The sequence below is a fragment of the uncultured Caballeronia sp. genome (genome assembly GCF_964243625.1).
Taxonomy (GTDB): domain Bacteria; phylum Pseudomonadota; class Gammaproteobacteria; order Burkholderiales; family Burkholderiaceae; genus Caballeronia.
The window spans coordinates 1-21,985 of the sequence record NZ_CAXTGZ010000001.1; the positions used below are offsets into that span (position 1 = coordinate 1).

The 21,985-nt window shown below is 59.3% G+C and carries 20 protein-coding genes; 9 read left to right on the forward strand and 11 right to left on the reverse strand.

Annotation, left to right across the window (positions count from 1 at the left end; genetic code table 11):
- On the reverse strand, positions 1 to 1,241 hold a 1,241-nt coding region (locus ACFFAR_RS00005), incomplete at its 3' end, for an ATP-binding cassette domain-containing protein (protein ID WP_174362416.1).
- Positions 1,242 to 1,664: 423 nt separating this feature from the next.
- Positions 1,665 to 2,012, reverse strand: coding sequence for a winged helix-turn-helix transcriptional regulator (locus tag ACFFAR_RS00010; protein WP_375507371.1), 348 nt, complete (start codon positions 2,010 to 2,012; stop codon positions 1,665 to 1,667).
- Positions 2,013 to 2,266: 254 nt separating this feature from the next.
- Here ACFFAR_RS00010 and ACFFAR_RS00015 point away from each other — a divergent pair, with 254 nt between their 5' ends.
- The 3 genes from ACFFAR_RS00015 to ACFFAR_RS00025 all read left to right on the forward strand — a co-directional run bounded on the left by ACFFAR_RS00015 (position 2,267) and on the right by ACFFAR_RS00025 (position 5,198).
- Positions 2,267 to 2,836: a cysteine hydrolase family protein gene (locus ACFFAR_RS00015; RefSeq protein WP_062001931.1), complete on the forward strand. Its 570-nt coding sequence runs from the start codon at positions 2,267 to 2,269 to the stop codon at positions 2,834 to 2,836.
- A 412-nt stretch (positions 2,837 to 3,248) separates the two neighbouring features.
- A complete protein-coding gene (locus ACFFAR_RS00020; RefSeq protein WP_375507360.1) occupies positions 3,249 to 3,584 on the forward strand; it encodes a VOC family protein in 336 nt (111 codons plus the stop codon).
- Between the two features lie 138 nt (positions 3,585 to 3,722).
- A complete protein-coding gene (locus ACFFAR_RS00025) occupies positions 3,723 to 5,198 on the forward strand; it encodes an esterase-like activity of phytase family protein (RefSeq protein ID WP_174362414.1) in 1,476 nt (491 codons plus the stop codon).
- A gap of 182 nt (positions 5,199 to 5,380) precedes the next feature.
- Here ACFFAR_RS00025 and ACFFAR_RS00030 read toward each other — a convergent pair whose 3' ends face one another.
- From ACFFAR_RS00030 to ACFFAR_RS00040, 3 genes are all read right to left on the reverse strand, one after another.
- On the reverse strand, positions 5,381 to 6,361 hold the full coding sequence (locus tag ACFFAR_RS00030; RefSeq protein WP_174362413.1) for an aldo/keto reductase: 981 nt from the start codon (positions 6,359 to 6,361) through the stop codon (positions 5,381 to 5,383).
- A gap of 244 nt (positions 6,362 to 6,605) precedes the next feature.
- Complete coding sequence (locus tag ACFFAR_RS00035) at positions 6,606 to 8,051, reverse strand: DEAD/DEAH box helicase (RefSeq protein ID WP_375507361.1); 1,446 nt, start codon at positions 8,049 to 8,051, stop codon at positions 6,606 to 6,608.
- Positions 8,052 to 8,122: 71 nt separating this feature from the next.
- The gene (locus ACFFAR_RS00040) at positions 8,123 to 8,848 is read right to left on the reverse strand and encodes an SDR family NAD(P)-dependent oxidoreductase (RefSeq protein ID WP_174362411.1); all 726 of its coding nucleotides are present in this window, start codon (positions 8,846 to 8,848) and stop codon (positions 8,123 to 8,125) included.
- 3 nt (positions 8,849 to 8,851) lie between these two features.
- Between ACFFAR_RS00040 and ACFFAR_RS00045 the strand changes: the two genes are divergently transcribed.
- Entirely contained in the window at positions 8,852 to 9,886 is a 1,035-nt protein-coding gene (locus ACFFAR_RS00045; protein ID WP_375507362.1) for a LysR family transcriptional regulator, read from the forward strand.
- Between the two features lie 190 nt (positions 9,887 to 10,076).
- On the opposite strand, the gene ACFFAR_RS00050 is transcribed toward ACFFAR_RS00045, so the two are convergent.
- From ACFFAR_RS00050 to ACFFAR_RS00060, 3 genes are all read right to left on the reverse strand, one after another.
- The gene (locus ACFFAR_RS00050; RefSeq protein ID WP_375507363.1) at positions 10,077 to 10,982 is read right to left on the reverse strand and encodes a transporter; all 906 of its coding nucleotides are present in this window, start codon (positions 10,980 to 10,982) and stop codon (positions 10,077 to 10,079) included.
- Between the two features lie 266 nt (positions 10,983 to 11,248).
- A complete protein-coding gene (locus ACFFAR_RS00055; RefSeq protein WP_086382642.1) occupies positions 11,249 to 11,728 on the reverse strand; it encodes a DMT family transporter in 480 nt (159 codons plus the stop codon).
- Positions 11,729 to 11,750: 22 nt separating this feature from the next.
- Positions 11,751 to 13,169 (reverse strand): amidohydrolase family protein, encoded by a 1,419-nt coding sequence (locus ACFFAR_RS00060; protein ID WP_174362410.1) that lies wholly within the window; start codon positions 13,167 to 13,169, stop codon positions 11,751 to 11,753.
- Positions 13,170 to 13,362: 193 nt separating this feature from the next.
- Here ACFFAR_RS00060 and ACFFAR_RS00065 point away from each other — a divergent pair, with 193 nt between their 5' ends.
- Both ACFFAR_RS00065 and ACFFAR_RS00070 read left to right on the forward strand, forming a co-directional pair.
- Positions 13,363 to 14,340, forward strand: coding sequence for a LysR substrate-binding domain-containing protein (locus ACFFAR_RS00065; RefSeq protein ID WP_174362409.1), 978 nt, complete (start codon positions 13,363 to 13,365; stop codon positions 14,338 to 14,340).
- Between the two features lie 498 nt (positions 14,341 to 14,838).
- Positions 14,839 to 15,699 carry a pirin family protein gene (locus tag ACFFAR_RS00070; RefSeq protein WP_174362408.1) on the forward strand — a complete coding sequence of 287 codons (861 nt, stop codon included), beginning with the start codon at positions 14,839 to 14,841 and terminating at the stop codon, positions 15,697 to 15,699.
- 11 nt (positions 15,700 to 15,710) lie between these two features.
- On the opposite strand, the gene ACFFAR_RS00075 is transcribed toward ACFFAR_RS00070, so the two are convergent.
- Complete coding sequence (locus tag ACFFAR_RS00075; RefSeq protein WP_375507364.1) at positions 15,711 to 16,991, reverse strand: diguanylate cyclase; 1,281 nt, start codon at positions 16,989 to 16,991, stop codon at positions 15,711 to 15,713.
- Positions 16,988 to 17,380, reverse strand: a complete 393-nt coding sequence (locus tag ACFFAR_RS00080; protein ID WP_062001940.1) for a hypothetical protein — start codon at positions 17,378 to 17,380, stop codon at positions 16,988 to 16,990. The genes ACFFAR_RS00075 and ACFFAR_RS00080 overlap by 4 nt, the downstream gene beginning before the upstream one ends.
- Before the next feature lie 199 nt (positions 17,381 to 17,579).
- Here ACFFAR_RS00080 and ACFFAR_RS00085 point away from each other — a divergent pair, with 199 nt between their 5' ends.
- The gene (locus ACFFAR_RS00085) at positions 17,580 to 19,433 is read left to right on the forward strand and encodes a feruloyl-CoA synthase (protein ID WP_375507365.1); all 1,854 of its coding nucleotides are present in this window, start codon (positions 17,580 to 17,582) and stop codon (positions 19,431 to 19,433) included.
- A 9-nt stretch (positions 19,434 to 19,442) separates the two neighbouring features.
- On the opposite strand, the gene ACFFAR_RS00090 is transcribed toward ACFFAR_RS00085, so the two are convergent.
- Positions 19,443 to 20,234, reverse strand: coding sequence for an EAL domain-containing protein (locus ACFFAR_RS00090; RefSeq protein ID WP_174362284.1), 792 nt, complete (start codon positions 20,232 to 20,234; stop codon positions 19,443 to 19,445).
- 242 nt (positions 20,235 to 20,476) lie between these two features.
- Between ACFFAR_RS00090 and ACFFAR_RS00095 the strand changes: the two genes are divergently transcribed.
- Together ACFFAR_RS00095 and ACFFAR_RS00100 are read left to right on the forward strand one after the other, a co-directional pair.
- The gene (locus tag ACFFAR_RS00095) at positions 20,477 to 21,025 is read left to right on the forward strand and encodes a hemerythrin domain-containing protein (protein WP_375507366.1); all 549 of its coding nucleotides are present in this window, start codon (positions 20,477 to 20,479) and stop codon (positions 21,023 to 21,025) included.
- A complete protein-coding gene (locus ACFFAR_RS00100) occupies positions 21,022 to 21,693 on the forward strand; it encodes an HAD-IA family hydrolase (protein WP_174362282.1) in 672 nt (223 codons plus the stop codon). Before ACFFAR_RS00095 ends, ACFFAR_RS00100 begins: the two co-directional genes overlap by 4 nt.
- Positions 21,694 to 21,985: the final 292 nt, after the last annotated feature.

Genomic DNA, 21,985 nt, shown 5'->3' on the forward strand with positions numbered 1-21,985 from the left:
TCCTTGGCGAGGCGGATCATGTGTTCCAGCGGCGTGTCGAGAGGACGCAGCACGTCGAGCTCCTGCTGAGCGAAGTACCCGATGTTAAGGCCCTTGCCTTCGCTGATTTCGCCCGCAATAGGCGCCAGCTCGTGCGCCACCGTTTTCACCAGCGTGGACTTGCCCTGGCCGTTGGCACCGAGAATGCCGATGCGCTGCCCGGCCAGCACGGACCGGTTGATGCCCCGCACGATGACCGTCGGCGGCGTGCCCGGCGTCGCGTCGCTTGGCGCCGGATAGCCGAAGCTTGCGTCCAGCATCGACAACAGCGGGTTCGGGACGTTGAGCGGCTCCTTGAACTCGAAGGTGAACTCCGCATCGGCAAGCACCGGGGCGATCTTTTCCATGCGTTCGAGCGCCTTGACCCGGCTCTGCGCCTGCTTCGCCTTCGAGGCCGTGGCCTTGAAACGGTCGATGAACTTCTGCAGGTGGGCGATCTTGTCTGCCTGCTTGGCCATCGAGGCCTGCTGCAGCAACATCTGCTCGGCGCGCATCTCTTCGAACTTGCTGTAGTTGCCGCCATAACGCACGAGCTTGGCGTTGTCGACGTGCACCGTCACCTGCGTCACCGCGTCGAGGAATTCGCGATCGTGGCTGATCACGACCATGGTTCCCTGGTAGCGCTTGAGCCACGCTTCCAGCCAGACCAGTGCGTCGAGGTCGAGGTGATTGGTCGGTTCGTCGAGCAACAGCAAGTCGGACGGGCACATGAGCGCGCGCGCCAGTTGCAGTCGCATGCGCCAGCCGCCGGAGAAACTGTTGACCGGCTGGCTAAGCTGCGCAGCGCTGAAGCCCAAGCCCTGGATCAGCGCTTCGGCCCGTGCGGGGGCATCGTGTGCGCCAGCATCGTGCAGCTCCATGTAGGCGTGCGCCATGCGCATGCCATCGTCGCTCGCCTCGGCGGCCGCCACTTCGGCCTGCGCGGCCAGTAGCACAGTGTCACCGTCGACTACGAAGTCCGTCGCACTCTGCTCGGTCTCCGGCATCTCCTGCGCGACCTGGCCCATCTTCCACGTAGCAGGAATCGAGAACTCGCCGCCGTCTTCGTGCAGCGTGCCGTTGAGAAGGCCGAAGAATGACGACTTGCCGGCACCATTGCGGCCGACAAGGCCAATCTTTTCGCCGGGAGTGAAGGTGACGGACGCGCTGTCGAGTACGACATTGACGCCGCGGCGCAGGGTGACATTACGGACGGAAATCATAAGGAGTTACTTCGAAGAGGACACGCATGATAGCCGACCGACGTACAGGGCGGTCTCTTTTCTGGCGGTACGAGTGAAGAGCCGCTTGCGTTTTGCGGCGCCTGCCGGCCACAAAGCAAGGTGGGCACTGGCGCAATGGGCGTTTGGGCTGCGGGCCACGAACGAACGGTCGGCGCGCGCCACAACGGTCATTTACGTGTAAAGAGCAGGGATTAATAAGTGCACGACCATCCGAGCGGTGCTAGCTATCGGGGAGAGGGTTCGATCACTGTTGCGGCTGCGGGTTGTTGAAGGGGCGCAATGTAGTCGGCGGTTCCTTCAATCCTGTGGACGTCGAGGAGGACTCGAAGCGCTGAAGGTGTCGTAGCCGGTGGTGTGTGCACATCGTTCGTGCGACGTGACAGGTCGTGCTTGCCGTACTGCTCACTCCTTGCTCTCAGGAAAGAGGCATCCGCCTTCACGGACCAGCGCTTTTACCTCCTCGCTCACTTCCATGGGGTTTCGATTCAATCGAGCGATGAACTCCTTGCAGCGTCGCACGTACGATTTCGAATCGTGCTTCGCACTCCAAATGACTATGTTGAACACGATGGGAATGAGGTCCAGCCCCTTCTCTGTCAGCTTGTAGAAGTCACGGCGCCTGTCGTCGGGGCTGGGCGCCCGCGAGAGAATTCCTTGCTCCTCAAGAAAGGCAAGGCGGGAAGCAAGGACATTGGCCGCGTTTATATACGATTCTTCCCGTATGCTGCGCACGGACTGCGTGGTCGGAATTAGCTCTACATTCAGCAATCAATCAGTATTAGAAGGCTGTCAGTAAATCCGACAAGCGGAACCCCCTCGTCGAAGTGGGCCGCAATCAGGGTGGAACCGACACCTGATTGGCCGAACAGCGGTGCGGGCGGGTGACGCCTCGTGGCCGAACCGGGCCGATCAGACAACGAAAACCCGGCTCGCGACCAACGTGCAGTAAAGTCCGAATAGGATCGGATCGCACCACGACAACAACCGCTTACGCCGAATTCAAAATGACTGCCTTACAACGCCCGGCCGGTGCCCTCCTCTTGCTGGTGGATCTTCAGAAAGCAATAGACCACCCAAGCTGGGGGCAGAGAAACAATCCGCTTGCGGAAGTTCAGATTGCACGTTTGCTTCAGCACTGGCGGAGTAACGGCTGGCCGGTATGGCACATTCGGCACGACTCCACCGAACCTGGCTCGCATTATCGACCCGGGCAGAGCGGGCATGACTTCAAGCCTGAGGCCACTCCCGTCGCCGGCGAGCCGGTGATCCCGAAATCGACCAACAATGCGTTTCTAGGTACAAATCTGGAAGCGCGGCTTCGCGCTCAAGACCATGACACGCTAGTGGTAGCGGGCGTCATCACCAATAATTCTGTAGAGGCGACGGTTCGCATGGCCGGCAACCTAGGCTTCACAACCTACCTCGTAGCCGATGGCTGCTTTACGTTTGATCGAAGGGACTGGAATGGCACCTTGAGAAGCGCGGACGACGTACACGCGATGTCGCTTGCCAATCTCGACCCGGAATACTGCACCGTGATCACTGCCGGGATGTTGCTGGATACGGACAAGTGAGTTGAATCACTGTCACATTCGTCGCATTCGAAGCGAACGAATCCGTCATCGATTGAAACCGCACACGACACGATGATGCCGTCGTTCGCGCAATCATGGTTGTAATCAAACCAGGAGACATCCGAGAACATCAGTTTCAGCCGGGCGGGAGGTTGTCCGACCTGACTGTCGTTCGCAGGGTCAATGCGGCTTGGTCGCCGAGACCACAACGCATACCTTCGTCCCTTTAGACGAACCGACCGTCACTGAACTCGACTGATGCAACACCGGATCGTGCAGATGATGCGTTTCGCTCAGGAATCCGAGAGTTGCAGACTCGGCGTCGACTTCCTTCACCGTCAGACATATGAGCCGAAACGGTCGGTCGTGAAAGACTGATTGCAGTCAGCCAATCGGCCCCGACTTCATCGCCTTGCAGGTGCGCGACCTCGTTGCGTCCCGCAAGTCCTACGTCGAAACTTTCGGTTTTGAAGCCTCGACGCACTGTCCTCCTGGAGCGATCATTTTCAAGACCGACCCCGTCCGGTTGGCGCTGCGAGCGCCCCTGCGCGCGCTTCCCGAAGCGGGGCCACTTGGTGTTGGCATGGTCCTCTGGATCGCCTGCACCGACGCTGATGCGCTGCACGACCTCGTTGCAGGGCGGGGCGGTGTGATCCCAAGCCCGCTTGCCGACGGCCCCTTCGGCCGCTTCTTTGTCGCCGGCGATCCGGATGGCTACGCGATCACCTTTCATACGGCGCGGAACTGACCGCAGTCCACGCAATTCGATGCGTCAATCCGTTTGCTGGACCGACACCCGTATTTTTTTCTCCTGCCACAAACTTTTCATTTACCAAATATAAGCTTTACGTTTTCCAGCAGCTCGACAAAAAAAGGAGACGGGGCGATGTTCAACAATAAGACGTGTGTGGGCCTGACGTTAATATTGGCGCTCAGCGCCTGCGGCGGCGATGATGCGCCCGCAAGTTCCGCCAGCACTCAGCAAGGTACCCAGCTTTTCAGCCAATCCATTGCTCCGTATACAAGTTGGGGTAACGTGCCCATCGTCGGCACGGGCTACGGCTCGGCATTGACGCCCGCCCCCAACCGGGCCGGCTATTTCTACGGCATGACAGATCGCGGTCCCAACGTCACCGCGCCCGACGGCACCAACAAGATCGAGCCGGATCTGGCATTCCAACCGGCAATCGCCCTGTTTCAACTCGTCAACGGCAAGGCTGACGTTTCCAGGGTCATCGGTCTTTCACTGGCTGACGGCACGCCAATGAATGGCCGCGTCAATCCCGAGGCAACCACTGCCGAGATCATCTACGACTTGAACGGCAACGCGCTGCCCCCAAGCGTGGCCGGGCTCGATCCCGAAGGCCTCGTGGCCATGCCCGACGGCACCTTCTGGGTCTCCGACGAGTATGGACCCTATATTGTTCACTTCGACGCGAACGGCAAGGAGATCTCCCGGCTCAACCCCTACTCCACCGCCTCGTCGGGCAACAACCTGCCGCTGCCCGGCGAACTGAAGAAACGCAAGCCGAACAAGGGCATGGAAGGTCTCACCCTCACGCCTGACGGCAAGTACCTCGTTGGCATCATGCAGTCACCATTGGACAAGAATGGCTCGGCAGCGGTCGCCTCCGGCAAGGGTGCAATCACACGCGTCGTCAAAGTCTCCCTAGCCGACCCGATAACCGACGTGCACGAATATTTGTATTCCCTGCACACCAACGGCGCAGGCAATCCCGAGGGTCAGGCCGTGAGCGAGATCACGGCGCTCACAGACGGCACGTTCATCGTTGACGAGCGGGACGGTAACTTCGAGGGCACCAGCGACGGCACGGCGAGCGGCAAGGCCAAAGCCGACAAGAACCTGTGGAAACTCGACCTGAGCCAGGCCACTGATGTCGGCCCGAAATCCCCTCTCATAGGCACCACCATCGCCGGCGGAGCGGTAATCTACAATTCGACCAATGGCCTCACGGTGGGTGGCAAGACCATCGAAGACCTTGCGGGCACGGTTGACGCGCCTGCCGCTGTGCAAGCGCTGAGCAAGGCCGGCATCACGGTCGGCACCGAGGCAATGTTCCTCAACTATGCCGCGCTCTTCACTGCCATCGATCCGAAGGGCATGTACTTTGGCCACGACAAGGTCGAGGGGGTGGCGATCGATCCGGCGGATCCGACCAAGATCTACCTGTCGAACGACTCGGACTTCGGCATCACGGACGAGCCGAGCACGGTATCAATGGCCACGGCCTCGAACCCCTTCCCGCCCAGCGAGAAGTTCCTGCCAGATGGCAAGACCCAGGACTTCGGCGAGATCGTCAAGATCGACATGACGCAAGTGCCTGCCAAGTTCAAGCAGTAAGCCGGCAAGCATCGTCTTCGCGGCCGGCCAATCAGCAATTCAGGGCTTGCTACAACCAGGAAGTCCTGAATCGAGCGATTCGTGGACTTCAACCGCGTCCCTGATGAAATCCTTGGTCAGCTCAGCATCCTGCAAGCTGCTGAGAGGCGCAGCGAGCCGATGGCAAGCGCTAGCAGGACTGTCTATTTGAAACCCGTCACCGCATGCGGCACATAGCGCTCTTCGAGCAGCTGGATTTCGTCCGTAGTCAATTTAAGCGAGACGGCCGCGACCGCATCGCTCAGATGGTGCAGCTTGGTCGCGCCAACAATTGGCGCCGTGACCGGTTTCTTCTGCAGCACCCACGCAAGCGCGACCTGCGCCCGCGGCACGCCTCGCTTCGTCGCAATCTCGCTCACCCGTTCGACGATCTGACGGTCTGCCTCTTCGGTCGCGGCATACAGGGTGCGGCCGAATTCGTCGGTCTCCGAGCGTGCGCTGCTGCTGTTCCAGTCACGCGTCAGACGGCCCCGTGCGAGCGGACTCCACGGTATCACGCCGATACCTTCGCTTTCACACAGCGGCAACATCTCGCGTTCTTCTTCCCGATACAGCAGGTTCACGTAGTTCTGCATCGTTACAAAGCGGGTCCAGCCATGGCGTTCGGAGACATGCAGCGCGTTGGAAAATTGCCACGCATACATGGTCGAGGCACCGATATAACGCGCTTTGCCAGCTTTGACGACATCGTGCAAAGCCTCCATTGTTTCTTCGATCGGCGTGGTGTCATCCCAGCGGTGGATCTGATACAGATCGACGTAGTCAGTGCCGAGGCGCCTCAGGCTCGCGTCGATTTCCGCCATGATCGCCTTGCGCGACAACCCCGCGCCGTTCGGTCCCGGACGCATCCGGCCGTGGACCTTAGTGGCGAGCACGATCTCGTCGCGGCTTGCGAAATCCTTGAGGGCGCGGCCCACGATCTCTTCGCTGGTGCCGTCCGAATAGACGTTAGCCGTATCGAAGAAGTTGATGCCGAGATCAAGCGCTTGTTTGATGAAAGGGCGTGCAGCGTCGTTGTCAAGCGACCATGGATGCGGGCCGCGGTCAGGCACACCATAGCTCATGCAGCCAAGGCACAAACGTGACACATCGAGACCTGTGCGGCCAAGTTTCACATATTCCATTGTGCAACTCCTGTCGAAAATGCCGAATGGTTCTGGCAAAAAACTCAGGTTAGCCTTTGCATTTGGCGAGGCAAATAGGGGATGCGATATGAAGCATAAACTTATACTTCAGATCTGAAGCGGCAGTTCGCGACTAGCCGATCAGATGAAGGTTTCGTGTGAGCAGCGAACACATTCGCCAGAGACGACCTCGCTCGCGCAAATGCCAGCCGGTTCCAACGCTGGCGTTAATTATCCTCTCACATCAGGGTTGGCGTTTACCGCGGCCACCGGTGGGTTTGCCAGCGGACTCATGGGAACCCGCAACCGGCTGGCTGACGGTTTTGCCGCGTGGCTTTTGCACGTTGAACGGGTTAGCGCTGGAGAGGCTAGTGTTGTCACTCCCGGTCACAGCGCGTTGAACCCGAGGCTTGCGATCGTTTCTGCCACCTTGCGGTCGCGGCTTTTTGCTGAGCACCGGCACGACGGCCGCCACAGCTTGCGGCAATTTCGGCTTTTTGGGTTTTTTGGGTTTCTTGATGATCTGTCCCGTCGCGCTGGTTTGCGGCACGCGGTGTTCGGCTTCGAAACCCGGCTCTTCTTCACGGCGCAGCGTTTGCCGGATCAGCGCTTCAATCGCGGCCAGTTGCGGCGCTTCGTCGGCGCATACAAGGGAGACTGCCATACCGCTTGCGCCCGCGCGACCGGTACGGCCGATACGGTGCACATAGTCTTGAGCCACGATCGGCAGATCGACGTTGATCACCAGCGGCAGGTCGTCGATATCCAGCCCGCGCGCAGCTACGTCGGTGGCTACCAGCATCTGTACTTCGCCCGTCTTGAAGCGTTCGAGCGCACGCAGGCGAGCGGGTTGCGGTTTATCGCCGTGGATGGTGTCGATCGAATAACCCGCTTCGTCCAGCATGGCCGCCAGGTAATCCACGCCATTGCGGGTTTTGACGAACACCAGTGCGTGCTCCCAGTTGTTCTGAGCCACAAGGTGCATGAAGAGCTCAGGCTTGTTCTTTTTATCGACCGGCACCACCCATTGCTTGATCTTGCTGGCCGTGGCATTGGGCGCGCCGACACTGATGTTGACCGGGCTGCGGAGGATGGCGGCGGCCATGGCGCGGATATCATCGGTAAAGGTAGCGGAGAACAGCAGGGTCTGGCGCCGAGCGGGCAAGGCAGCGAAGACGGCGTTGAGTTCGCGCGCAAAGCCCAGATCCAGCATGCGGTCGGCTTCATCCAGCACGAGCGTTTGAATCTGGTCAAACTGCACTGCGTTCTGGCGATTCAGATCCAGCAAACGGCCGGGCGTGGCGACAAGCACATCCACGCCTTTGCGTAACGTCATCATCTGCGGGTTGATACTCACACCGCCGTATGCGGCAAGAAATCGTAAGTCGAGGCCGTGGCCGTAATCGATAAAGCTTTGCAGCACTTGTTCAGCCAGTTCGCGCGTGGGCACCAGCACCAGAACACGCGCGCGGTTGCTGGACACCGCGGGGCCGTGTTGCACCAGTTGTTGCAACAGCGGCAACGCGAACCCCGCCGTTTTGCCAGTGCCGGTCTGTGCCGCAGCCATCACGTCCTTGCCGCTGAGCACGGCAGGAATCGCCTGGGCCTGCACTGGCGTGGGTGTCTGGTAATGGAGGTCCTTCACATTACGCAGCAAGGGATCAATCAGGCCAAGCGAGGCAAAAGACATTGGCAAATTCCGGGGTAAAGCCGCAATTCTAGCGTTATCGCCTGGTGGCGCGGCGCACGATCAAATGGTCATCACCACGGAATCTGCTCCTGATCGAAGTAGAACCGTCCTGAGATGCCCGACGGGTTGCGGGTTGCCAACCAGACAACACCGGCCGCCGCCTGTTCCACGTGGCGATACCCGGAATGCTTGTTGAAGTCGGTGGCGGTGTGGCCCGGATCGATGGCATCGACACGAATCCCAAAAGACGCAAACTCTTTTGCAAAAGCCACGGTAATTGCGTTAAGTGCCGACTTGGAACTGTTGTAACCGAGAATGTTGACCCCATAGAACTGGTTATCCGGATCTGACAGCCAGCCTAGCGAGCCAAGTCCGCTGCTCACCATGACGACGACGCCGTGGCCGGCGGCTTTTAGCAGTGGCAAAAACGTCTGGGTCACACGGACTGGACCAAACACATTGGTCTCGTACACGGCACGAATGTCGCTGATTGGCTGCTGGCTTGGCGTCGTGTGCGCCATTCCTGAAATACCGGCGTTGTTGATCAGCACATCCAGCCTTCCGTCCTCGTCTTGCACATGCGCAGCAGCAGCCAGCACACTGTCGTCATGGGTCACATCGATAGAAAGAAACCGAACGTCATGACCCTGCGCTACCAGCGATTCCGCCGCTGCTGTGCCGCGTGCGATACCGCGGCACCCGAGCCAGATCCGGTGGCCCAGATGACCTAGTTGTCGAGCCGTTTCGTAACCAATGCTCTTGTTAGCACCAGTAATCAGGATTGTTTTGCTTGTCATCTTTTGATCCTCAGGAAAGTCTGGAATCACTTTAGGTCCGTTCGCCGGGTTTTGATAACTCGCCCGGAACCGAATAGACTGATCGCCATGCCGAACAATCATGACGAATCCAGTCTGGATCTACTGTCGATTTTCCTGGCCGTACTGGAGGCCGGCGGCTTCAGGGCCGCGGCTCGCCGGCTCGGCTTGTCCTCGTCGACAGTCAGCGAAAGGATCGTGCAGCTGGAAACCCAGTTGGGTGTACCGCTGCTGATTCGCACCACACGCAGCGTCACGCCGACAGAAACGGGGCGCGCGCTCGCCGCCCGAATTTCGCCACTACTGGCAGAAACGCGCGCAGCGTTGCACGACGCTGCAAGCTCCCAGCGCGAGCTACGGGGCCTTCTCAAGATCAACGTGACGGGCGCGGTGATGGTCGACATCTTGCCGCCCATCATCGACCGGTTCCTGCAAAGACATCCTGAGGTCCGCGTGGAAATCATGGTGGACGACCGGCTCGTCGATATTGTGGCGGCCGGTTGCGATGCCGGGATTCGTTACGGCGAGCATTTGGCGCAGGACACTATCGCTGTGCCGATCGGACCCCGTCAGCAGCGAATCGCATGGGCCGCGGCACCCTCATATCTCGCAGCGCGCGGCGCCCCGCGACATCCGGACGACCTACTGGATCACGAGTGCATACGGCTGCGTTTCTCAAGTGGTGCCCTCGTCGCGTGGCAATTCGAGCGCGGCGACGAAACCGTAAGAGTCGATCCGCCTGGACGGCTCATCGTCGGCGTGGATGGCGTTTCGGCAGCAATCGGTCTCGCTTGTGGCGGACGAGGAATCATCGGCACGTTCGAAAACTGGCTGGCTCCATGCCTGCAAAGCGGCGAGTTGCAACCTGTCTTACATGATTGGTGGACTGAGTTCGAAGGTCCTCAGTTGTATTTTTCGAGCAGATTCACGTCCGCCCCGCTACGAGCGTTAATTGAACTGGTCAAGGAAGAACAGATAGCTTCCGTTAGTTCAACGCGTCGCGGCGAACATCGCAACTGAGTCATGCTGCGCATCGAGATTGCCGAGTGCCGGAACGCCTGACCGCGATTCTGGCGATCTGCCGGATGCTCATTGGCTCGACCTCCTTGGGGCAAATTGTGCAGCGCTGCTAGCGCACATGATGCCCCCGTGCAGCCTTGGAAAGCGCTGCCGTCTGGCGCGATTCATCTGCCAGCGTGTCCGTTCGGCTTCAAAACGGCACGACGAGCTTTGCCCAGATGCTCGTGCCCTCTGTACGATTGCGCGCGGCAAACTCCTTCAGGACCTTGAGGTCGACGCCGACCTTGCTGAACTGATAATGCGCTGCCGGACCTATGGCGGCCACTTGGCCGCGATACCCGTCTCCATCGACAGGCCGGCCGTGCTGGTAGTCGTCTGTTGTTTGGTTCACGTAGTACCCGTTGACGCCGAGACGCAGGTCTTTCGTCACCGCATGACTCACCGAATAATCAAAGTGAAAAATCTGCCCCGACCGGTAGTCAGTATCCGCGTTGCGCACGTTGAACGTGTACGTGATTTTTGCTGACACTTCGATCCCGTTTGCAGGCAGATAGGTGAATGCGACAATCGGGCGGACCGAGTAGTAGTTGCCGCCGATGTTCAGGCCGCGTGCCATGTCATAGCCGCCAACGGGCAGCACAATGTCAACCGCGAGCAGCGGGTGGAACGCGCCAAAGTCCCAGCCTATAGTCGAGCCTAGCGTGATGTCGCCCACGCCGTTGCGATGGTCCTTGCCAGACGCCGAACTGCTCTGTAGCGATGCAACATCGCCAATGGCAAAAGCGCCTGCCCTGCCACCCGCGAATTTCAGGTTCGACATATAGAAGAGTCGTGCCGCTAGCACCTCGGCCGAGAAGTTGAAGCCCGGGATCGAAGAATTACCATGGCTGTCATTGAACCGGCTCGCGTGATAGTAGTTGGTGTAAAGCACGCCATACCAGCCCGGCCCAGGCAACATGCCCGCAAAGAACCCCTCCGAGCCCTGCCCGATGTTGTCGCCGCCGCCTTCGGTCGCGAAAGCAAGCGTCGAGAATGCCGCGGCAAGCGTGACCAGACCGGCGAGAATGCGTTTCTTGAGCGTTGTCATGCGTGTCATTGCCAAACAGCAGTCTTCACTGAAAGATTTTTATATTCATTAGGAATACGATGTTATATAACCCCTCTACACCATGCGAGATCAACCGGGACACGCCCGCACGCTGTGGCTTCAAACCATCTTTACGTCGAGCGGAGGAAAGCGTCCGCCGGAATGCCAAGTGCTTCTTCGAAGATCATGCTGCCCCGCGTGTATCGGGTGCCGCTGTCGGGATGCTGATTGTGTTTCATTGGATACCTCCGTATGGAATTGAGGTGGATGCGCATTTAGCTGTGTTTCGTCAGCGCCTGCACCAGCGAGTTGCCAAAGAGTGTCAGGCTGACTCCTGTCAGCATGACCAGCCCTCCCGCAAGCTTGACAGTTGATACCTGACGGGTCACCACGCCGACCAGTCCGAAGTGGTCGATCGCGAGCGATGAAAGCAATTGCCCGGCAATCACCAGCGCCAGCATGTTCGCGAGACCAATCCGTGGCGCGAGCAGTACCGTGCAGAAGATGGCGGCCGCGCCAAGCAGACCGCCGCTGAAGCGCCAGATCGGTTGCGAAGGCAGGCTTGCGACGGCTGCAAGAAGCCCTCCCTTGCTCACGGCGATCGCCGCGAGTGCCACGGTGCCAATCGAAAACGACACAAGGGCCGCTGCCACCACGTTCCCGCCAAGGCCGCCTGCGAGTTGGCTGTTGACCGCCGCCTGAACCGAAATGGCCGAGCCGGCACAAAATGCAATGAGCAGAAAAATCAGGTTCATGTCATACCCGTTTCATTTGGTCTCAGGCCTGCGCGACTTTCGGTGACGCGTCCGCGAACAGGTCCGGGACGTACCCGACGCCGGCGAACAGATGCGCACGGGAAGCTTCCGTTGCCTGCTTGAGCGCAGGGAAATCCAGTCCGAGCAGTTTGCCGCCCGACTTCCGGACCCGGCCGCCCACGATCACCGTGTCCACATTGCTGCGCTCCGCAGCGTGAACGATGGTGCCAATGGCATTGTTCGACGGATACAGGTTCAGGTCGTCGGCGCGGATCAGCACGATGTCAGCCTTCTTTCCCGGGCGCAGAGATCCCGTTTTTGCGTCCAGGCCCGCCACGCGTGCACCGTTTATGGTTGCTGTCTCGAGGATGCTGCGTACCGACACTGCCGCGGGTGCCGTCTCGTCACCCTTGATACGACGATTCTGTGCATGCGCACGCTGCATGAAGTAAGCGGCGCGCATTTCGGCAAACATGTCTCCGCCGTATGAAGCCTCAACGTCGATACTGATCGCCGGCGCAATACCATGGTCGATCGCGCGCTGGTACACACACAGGCCTTCCTCCAGACCGTACTGCGCATCCGAGCGAGGACAGACGTCGACGTTCACGCCAGCCTCACGCAGGATTTCCCATTGCTCGTCGGAGAGGCCCGTGCAGTGATTGAAAATGTTGTCCGGCCCGAGAAGCCCTTCTTCCTGGAGGCCCGGCAGCAGCTTGCCCATGTCTTCGCCAAGGAACTCGGTGATGATGCGCAGGCCCACCGCCCGCGCCGCTGCCCATGTTTCGCGGTCCCACTGCGACATCATGGCCATCGTGACCAGCCGGTCGTCCGAATCGAAGCGCTCCTGTTTCAGCCGCCCGAGGTCTTGCGGCCAGTGCTGGGCCCATTCGCCTGCGAGCGGCTTGCCCGGCGCGTACACCGCGCGGATGCAGGCGTCTTCGAGTGCATCGACTGAGGCATCCGAGTGCGCCGGGCTTCGGGCGTTGTGCGAATTGTCGACCATGGTGGTGATGCCAGAGTCGATCGCGCCCAGTGCCGTAATGAGGTTGCCGACATACATGTCTTCCGGACGGTAGTGCGTCGCGAACGAGAAGTGCGTCGATCGCAGATAGTCCATCAGGGTCGGCGAGTTCGGGTCGATACGGCGCAACTGACCTTCCCACGCATGGCGATGCGAGTCGACAAAACCAGGCATGACAATCATGTCGGTGGCGTCGATGATTTCAGCCCCGTCGGCGTCGATCGAGGGTGCAATCGCGGCAATTCGGTCGCCTTCGATGAGGAGGTCACCGCGCGTGAGATCGCCCACTTCCTTGTCCATGCTGACGATCGAACCGCCCTTGATAAGGATCCGTTGCCGGGCGTCGACCGGTTCGAGCGGCCTAGTGATAGAGCGAAGGTGTTCCCAGGTGGCCGGTGGGTAATTATCGAGTGACATTGTTCGGTTCCAGCGAATGATTGGGAAAGTTGCCCGTCGCAGGACGGGCGAGGAGATTCAGCTGAGGCCCCGGCGCCACGTTTCAGGCGTTGGTGTTCGCATGCCTCATTTGCAATGGACTCGAATGTAGTTGCGCGCATCGCCCATAACAATCACCTATAATTTTCATACTCTGTGAAGCTGGAGATACATAATGAGAGGAAGCGATTTTGCCGATGTCCGGGCCTTTGTATCGGTCGCCGAACAGGGTTCGTTTGCCCGCGCTGCCGGACAATTGGCGGTGTCACCTTCTGCACTGAGTCAGACCATTCGCGGTTTTGAGGAACGGCTCGGCGTGCGGCTCTTCAATCGCACGACGCGCAGCACCAGCCTGACAGAAGCCGGCGCCCGGCTGCTCGCGCGCATGCAGCCACTTCTCGCCGAATTTGATGCGGCACTCGAAGATGCGGCCGAGAACCAGGAGAAACCGTCGGGTACGCTGCGCGTATGCGCGCCGCAAATGGCGATCATTCACCTGCTGCAGCCCATGCTCGGTGTGTTTCAGCAGCGGTATCCCGACGTCGTGCTTGACCTGACGAGCGACGAGAGCCTTGGGGATATCGTTGCGCGCGGCTTTGACGCGGGTATCCGCCTTGGAGAGCACGTCGACCAGGACATGGTTGCGGTACGCGTGGGTCCCGACTTGCGCCAGATTGCGGTTGCTTCCCCTGAGTATCTGGAAAAGCATGGTGTGCCGCACACGCCTCACGATCTGCACGATCATCGGTGCATCAACTGGCGCCGCGCCGGGCAGACCAGTGTCTACGACTGGGAATTTGCCAAGGACGGACAGTGGTTCGATGTGTCCGTCAAAGGCACTTTGATTGTCAACGACTGTGCGGTTGCGCTTCAGGCAGCAACGGACGGACTGGGCATCACGGTGTGGACGGAAGACTGGATGGGACCTCAATTGAGGTCAGGGCGTCTCGTACCCTTGCTGCAAGAGTGGTCTCCGTTTTTCCCGGGGTTCTACCTCTATCACCCGAGCCGCACTCGCATGCCCGCAGCACTGCGCGCATTCATCGACGTGGTCAAAGGCGTCTCGATGGGTACAGGCGCCACACGCTCGCAACTTCCCGAGATGCTCGCACCCGGACTGCCGTCCGACGGCCAACGAGTCGAAGCGGCCTGATTGCTTGATTCGAAAATCGTCGACTGATTCGATTACGGGACCGCCCGGCTCCATTCGCATTGGGAACCTGTAGACGAAGCGGACGCACTTTTCTGTTTGTTCAGGCGAACGGCAGTCAAGCCGGCAAACAGTCCGTCAGTGAATTCGTTACCCAGATGAAGTGCGTTGGTCTAAGCACCGATCATGCTCAGCAGCTGTTCCAGCAATTCGACTCATCTGCGGACGGAGTCGTGTCCATGGACGAGTGTGCATTTGGGGACGTCATGAAACCGAATGTGAGAGACGCAATTCCTGTCGGATCTCATTCGCCGCGCGGCGCTCGCCGAGGGCTAACGCGCAGCAGCGAAATTCAATCGTTCCAAAAATAGAACAATGCTCGTCGATATTGCCCGCTACCCGAGCCTCGCACACACGGGTAGCATGCGTCGGTTGATCAACGTTCTCGTCCAACGTGTGCTTGATCTGGATCTCGCCACGGACGCTGCAAGGAGCCATCGAATGCCCAGCCGTACGCTGAAAGCGATCCATCGCGCGCATCGCGATGATATCGCCGACCTGACCACCCGCCGTCCTCTGCCGGGGCCGGCACTGCCGCATCTGAATCCCTTCCTCTTCCTGAATCACCACGGCCCGCAGAAGTACGCACCGCACAATGGCGGATTGCCGTTTGGGCCACATCCGCATCGCGGATTCGAGACGGTGACTTTCGTGCTCGACGGTAGCCTTGCGCATTCGGATACCGGTGGACACGAGAGTGTCATCGACGCCGGCGGCGTCCAGTGGATGACCGCTGGCAGTGGCCTTATCCATGCGGAACTCTCGCCGCGTTCGTTCAAGGAGCATGGTGGCCAGCTTGAAATCCTGCAGCTATGGCTGAACCTGCCGGCGCGCCTCAAGATGACGTTGCCTCGCTACGTCGGCTTGCAGGAGAACGATATCCCCGTGGTGAGCACGCCTGACGGTGCAGCGCAGGTCCAGTTGATTTCGGGTGAATGGCAAGGCGTGCAAGGACCTGTCGAATCGCTCACGAGCACCTTCATGGGCGTCATCCGCATGTCGGCTGGCGGCCGGGTCAGATTCGAGAATGTAGGGAGTCGCCAGATCTTTCTTTACGCGGTTCGCGGCAAGGTTGCGATCGGAGGGCAACAGGTTTCGGCGTTCAACCTGGCTGAACTGCACGACGACGGTGACACGCTCGAGATCACTGCCGCGGACGAATCTATCCTGCTTTTTGGTCATGCGGAAGCGATCGATGAACCCATCGCAGCTCGCGGTCCGTTCGTCATGAACACGCAGGAAGAACTGAATCAGGCTGTAGTCGATTTCCACGCGGGCAAGTTCAACGTACCCGCCGCATAGCTGATGACCGATTACGACTGACCCGCCACCCGGTTTCGGCCGGCCGCTTTCGCCGCATAAAGGGACTTGTCGGCGGCGGCGAGCAGGTCGTGCATCGACGCCAACGCGTGCGATAAAGACGCGCAACCAAGACTGACGGTCACCATCTGCTCGCCCACGGCGGTATCGATCCGGCTGGCTTCGATGTTGGCCCGGATGCCTTCCGCGATCAGCGCCGCAGCATCCGCCGGCGTACCGCGCAGCATCAGGCAAAATTCCTCGCCTCCGAGTCGCGCAATCACATCGATAGAGCGAAGCGAACGCCTCGCCTCCGCGACAATCCTTTCGAGGACCTTATCGCCTGCCTGGTGCCCTGCGGTGTCGTTGATTTTCTTGAAGTGATCCGCATCGATCATCACGAACGAAAGCGGTTTGCCCAAGCGCTTCGACCGCGCAACTTCCTTCTCTGCGACCTTGAAAAAATGGGCGCGATTCATCGCTCCGGTCAGATGATCGGTCGTCAAAAGACGCGTGAGTTCGTCGCTGCTTATTTTCCTTTCCGATACGTCGCGCAGGACAACCGAATAACCGGCGAATTCGCCGTCGTCCTCGCGAAGTACCGCAACGAGGATCTGAGCCGCGTAACGCCGGCCATCCTTGCCTTGGCACCAGCATTCCTGCACGTGCCAGCCTTCCTCGCGCGTGAGAGCAATGTGCTCCGGACTACGATAGGCGTCGATGTCGTCAGACGCGTAAAAGCGATCTAGTGAATGGCCGACAACGTCGGTCTCGGCATAGCCCGTCATTTGCTCGATGGACGGGTTCCAGGAGTCCACGTGTCCGTTGGCGTCGAGGGTAAAAAACGCGAAGTCGTTCACGCTCGTAAAGATACCCGCAAGCCACGACTCATTCTGCCTTGCCCGGCGCTCCGCTTCGACCTGACGCGAGATATCGGTCAGCGTCGTCATCAAGGTGCTTTCGTTTATCTTCAGGATGTTGCAGGACAGGACGGTTGATCGCTCGCGATCGGGCGTCACCACGATCCGATGCCCCTCGCACACCGGGCCACGCTCCCCATTGAAGCTCGACACCAGATTACGAAGCTCTGGCGCCACGTGGCTCAGGCTTTCAAATATGTTGGTGACGCCGAGCAGCCCTGCGAGCGGCATCAGCAATTGGACCGATAAGGGGTTGAGCATGTCGACTTCACCAGTCAGCGAGCTGCGAATGATGCCGATTGGCGACAAGTACATGAACGACAGCAACGCTTCGTGTTCTTCCTCGAGCGAGCCGGCCGCTGCAGCCGGCGTCATGTTGCTGCCTTGCGCTCGACCAGCAGGAAGCGAGTCGAGCCGTGAGCGGATTGAAGCAGCCTCAGGCGAACAGGCGTGGGTCTCATGCGCAATGTGAGGACGTAGGGAACGATCACGTCGAGCTCAGGCTCGTCCTGAAACCGCTGGGCGATCATGAAGTTGTTCATACAAGGCGCGACTTCCTCGAAGACATGCTTGCCGATGACCCGCGCCGGGCTCAGGCCCGCGCTTGCGGCTTCCACGGCGTTGTACGAACTGACGACGTAATCCGCGCCAAACCCAATGAGGCCAAAGGAATACCCGTCCAGCTTTTGACTGTCAGCGGTGCTCAAGTCTTCGAATAGAACCGTATCGAATTGCTTGTCTACCTTGTCGTTGTCGCTGATCATTTGTTGCGTTCTCCGTCCATGGCAATCAGAATCTTCAAGGCGTATTTACGGCAGCAACGGCCGTACCTTTAGCGGGGGAATGCCATGGACCAGTGCAATAATCCCTGTCTGCGGTCGCCAGAACGCATGCGCGGTGAATGCTTCACGGTGTCAGGCGCAAAACCAACGTACGAATATGAAAAACCGAGCGGACAGATCAATGCTGCGTGAGGAGACAGCGGGGTCCGGATTCCGGCCCGTCGCCGTGCATGTCGGCGCGCCAGGCATCGAGCAAATCGGTGATGCCTGGTATTTGGAGCCACTCGACCCGCTGCGTCCCTACCCCGAACGACTGACCGACTGCCTGGTCGGCGGCGCGCTGCGGCATCCTGAGCGATGGCTTGCTGCCAGTCGCAACATCACCGGATCGTGGACGGGCATTTCATATGCGTTGATGCTCGAGCGTGCTCGTTCGATCGGTCAAGGTCTGCTGGACCTGAAACTGCCCTCCGGCCGCCCCATTGTGATCCTGTCGGGCAACAGCCTCGAACATTTGCAACTCATGCTCGGTGCAATGTTCGCGGGCATCCCGGTTGCGCCGCTTTCACCCGCCTGGGCGCTGCCGCTCAATGGGTTCGTCAGATTGCAGAACGCGATCGGCTTCCTCGATCCTGCCATGGTGTTTGCGGACGATTACTCACTGTACGCCGAAGCGATCGAGGCGGCCGTGCATCCCGATGTACTTGTTGTCAGCCGCGAACAGACCGGCCGGTCTTTGTCCTTCGACACGTTGTGCGAGGTGGATCCGACCATAATCGATACGGTTCACGGCAGTATCGGCCCGGACACCATTGCGAAGATCCTCTTTACCTCCGGCTCGACGAACTTGCCGAAGCCCGTGCCGACCACGCATCGCATGCTTTGCAGTAACCAGCAGATGCTGCTGCAGACCTTTCCTCAATTCGCAATCGAGCCGCCCGTGCTGGTGGACTGGCTGCCGTGGCACCATACCTATGGCGGAAGTCACAACGTGGGCATCGCGCTGTATAACGGCGGAACGCTGTATATCGACGAAGGAAAGCCGATAGCGGAGCGTTTCGGGCAGACGCTGCGCAACCTTCGCGACATCGCGCCAACTGCCTATTTCAATGTGCCCAAGGGATGGGAAGACCTGGTCGCGGCGCTCGAGGTGGATGCAGGCTTGGGCCATCACTTTTTCTCGCGGCTCAAGCTAATGTTCTTCGCGGGCGCTGGACTATCCAGGACAGTCCGCGATCGCATGGACGAGGTGAGCAAGCGGTACTGCGGCGAACGTGTGCGCGTGGTATCGGGACTCGGGATGACCGAAACCTCGCCGGCATGCCTGTTTACCATTGGCGACGTACAGCAGGAGCGGTATATCGGCCTGCCTGCGCCGGGATGCAAGGTAAAGCTCGCACCTGTCCACGGAAAGCTGGAGCTTCGATATCGCGGCCCGCACGTCATGCATCAGTACATGACGGGCCCCGCGAATTCGCTGGCAGGCGCTTTCGATGAAGAAGGCTTCTTCTGCAGCGGCGACGCGGCCGTTTTTTACGACCCGGTTCGTCCCGAACTCGGACTGCTGTTCGACGGACGCATAGCCGACGATTTCAAGCTGAATACCGGGGTCTTCGTCAATGCAACAGCGCTACGCGAGCGGGCGGTGGCTCTCGGTGCGCCCTATGTCCGTGACGCGATACCCGCCGGCATGGGCCATAGCGAGGTGGGTCTGCTCGTTTTTCCGGACGTCGTCGCCTGCGCAACACTTGGGGAAACTTTCGAATCGGGCATTCATTCGTCGTCGCAGGTGCGCGCCTACTTCGCGGACCTGCTGCAAACGCTGAACAAAGGGTCCACCGGCAGCGCCAGCCGCATCGCTTGGCTTCACTTGCTGGAAACCGCTCCCTGCGCGGAAGCAGGAGAATTGACCGACAAAGGAACCATCAGCATGCGCGCGGTCTTGGCGCATCGTTCTGCTTTGGTGGAGACGCTCTTTGCGGAAGCACTCGACGGCGTGCGCACGCTAAGGGCAGATCAGACGCACATGAAGTGAGCGCACGTGCTAATGCGTGAACGAATTTTCGCTGAGTTCCGGAATCGTTTTGATCGCAGGCTTGGCAAAGAGATATCCCTGCATCAGCGTGACGCCATGCGCTTCGAAAAAATCGCGCTCGCCATGGGACTCAATGCCCTCCGCGATAACCTTGACGCCCAGATCGCGGCAAATGGCCACTACCCCGCGAACAATATGTTGCCGCACAACGTCGACGTCGATGCCGCGAACCAGTTCCATATCCAGCTTGATGAGGTCGGGCTGGAAATCTGCCAGAAGCGTCAGTCCGGAGTATCCGGCGCCAAAGTCATCGATCGCCGTTTGAAAACCGAAGCGCTTGTAGGCTTTGAAGATGTCGACCAGATGAGGCCGGCTGACGATATTCTCGCCTTCCACGGTCTCGAAGATGATCCGGTCTATGGGAAAGCCGTACTTCTCCGCTGCCGCGAGCGTGCTTTGAATACACGCTTCGGGACGGTAGACCGCGTTGGGCATGAAATTTATCGATAAAAACGAGTCGAGGCTTAGCGCGGCAGCCTGGGCGATAGCCGTGGTTCGGCATAATTGATCGAATGCGTACCTGTTGCCTTCGTCAATTTTGGAAAGCACGGAGTGCGCGCCCTCACCGTTGGGACCCCGCACGAGCGCCTCACATGCGTAGGTCGTTTCGGACGCGGTATCGACAATCGGTTGAAACGCAAAAGCCAACTCAATGCCTGCACTCGCGTCGGATCGGCATCCGGTACAACTGACCTTTTCACTGTGGATAGGAAACGAACCAGCACCTAGAGTCGGGGGCATGACATGAACCTTTTACTTCGAAATTTCTGAAATCCGAACGAGTGGAAGAAGCTCGAATCATCTCTAACGGCCGCATCGGTGCGAAACTTTAAGGGGTTCCTGCGAAATACGTGTATCGGTGGCTAGCAGACTCATTCGATGGCATAGCGTTTGCAAGAGATACCGATACCCAGAAATCGTGCTCACCGGCGAGAATCACCATGAATTTGCAATCCTTCAGGCTGTCACCCCGTATTACCACAATGATAAAGCTGGACCACACCCACGTCCTGGCGGCTTTTCACCGATACCGCACCGATGCGCCTCACTGGCGCAAAACAGCGATCGTCAACACCATCTGCGCAGCGCTCGAAATTCACGCGCAACTCGAAGAAGAAATCTTCTACCCCGCGCTTCGCGCTGCAAAACCGACCGCTATTGCAATCGATAAAAGCGTTCCCGAGCACAACGCGATGCGCGAACACATCGCCAAGTTGCGCGCGATGGACCCAATGACGCCCGGGTACGACGACACGGTCATGGAGCTGATGCGGGAAGTGATTCATCACGTAGCCGACGAGGAAACCATCCTGCTTCCCATGGCAGAGGACATTCTTGCCTCCGAGCTTCGCCGTCTCGGCGCGCGAATGAACACGCGCCGGCTGCAACTGGTGGCAGGCCGCCCCGCCGAGATTGCGGTCAACAGCGCGGGCGCTTTCCCAATCCTCGCGCTCTCCCTGGCGAGCCTGACTCTGCTCGCGGTGCTGGCAGGTTCCCGTAATATCGCGCAAGCGCCAGGAGGCGTTCGATGAAAACGGCATTTGTTTTCGATCTCGATGGAACGCTGATTGACAGCGTTTATCAACACGTCATCGCATGGAGCGAAGCGTTGACCAGCGAAGGCTTTAATCTGCCAATCTCGCGGATTCATCGGAAGATTGGCATGAGCAGCGAATTGTTTGCAAAGCAATTATTCAAGGAGCTGGGAGGCGACGTCACGGCCGAAAGTATCGCACGCGTGAAAGAACGCCAAGCCGAGGTATTTGGCAAACAGGAGTCGCAAATCCAACCCTTGCCAGGCGCCCGCGCGCTTTTAGATGCGTTGAGCCAGGCAAACATTCCTTGGGCGATCGCCACCAGTGGCAGCCCCGATGCGGCAGCATCCAGCCTCGAGAAGCTAGGCATCGACCCCGAAAAAGCGACGGTTCTGACCGGCGACGAAGTCAGCCAGGGAAAGCCTGAGCCGGACGTCTTCTTGGCCGCGGCCGAGCGTTTGGGCGTGCCTATCGAGCGCGTCTATGTAGTCGGCGACAGCACATGGGACCTGCTTGGCGCGCGGCGTTGTCACGCACTGGGCCTTGGCTTGAAATCGGGCGGAGTGGGAGAGGAAGAATTGCAACGAGCAGGCGCGATCCGCGTATATGAAGACCCTGCCGATTTGCTGGACCATCTGGACGAGCTGGCGACGCATCCGGAATAACGTCACGCGATCAACCAGAGAGGTCCCGTTTGAATCGCTACACATTTCGCGGCAGATCATATTGGGCTTAGGGCGCTCTCAGGGCGGCCTCTTTTTTCCGTTTGCGAGCTTAACGAGTGCGCTGAACGGGAAAAACTTGCCGATCGCGAGATGCGGACCTTCGTGGCACGCCGAATGCAAGGCGGCAGTTGCAGTTATATAAAACGGAAATTTCTCGCCACGATGGCGGCAATGGCCTCGCGACTGTCGGCGAGGATAAGGCCGACGTCGCGGTCTTCCTGGCGCTGATTTC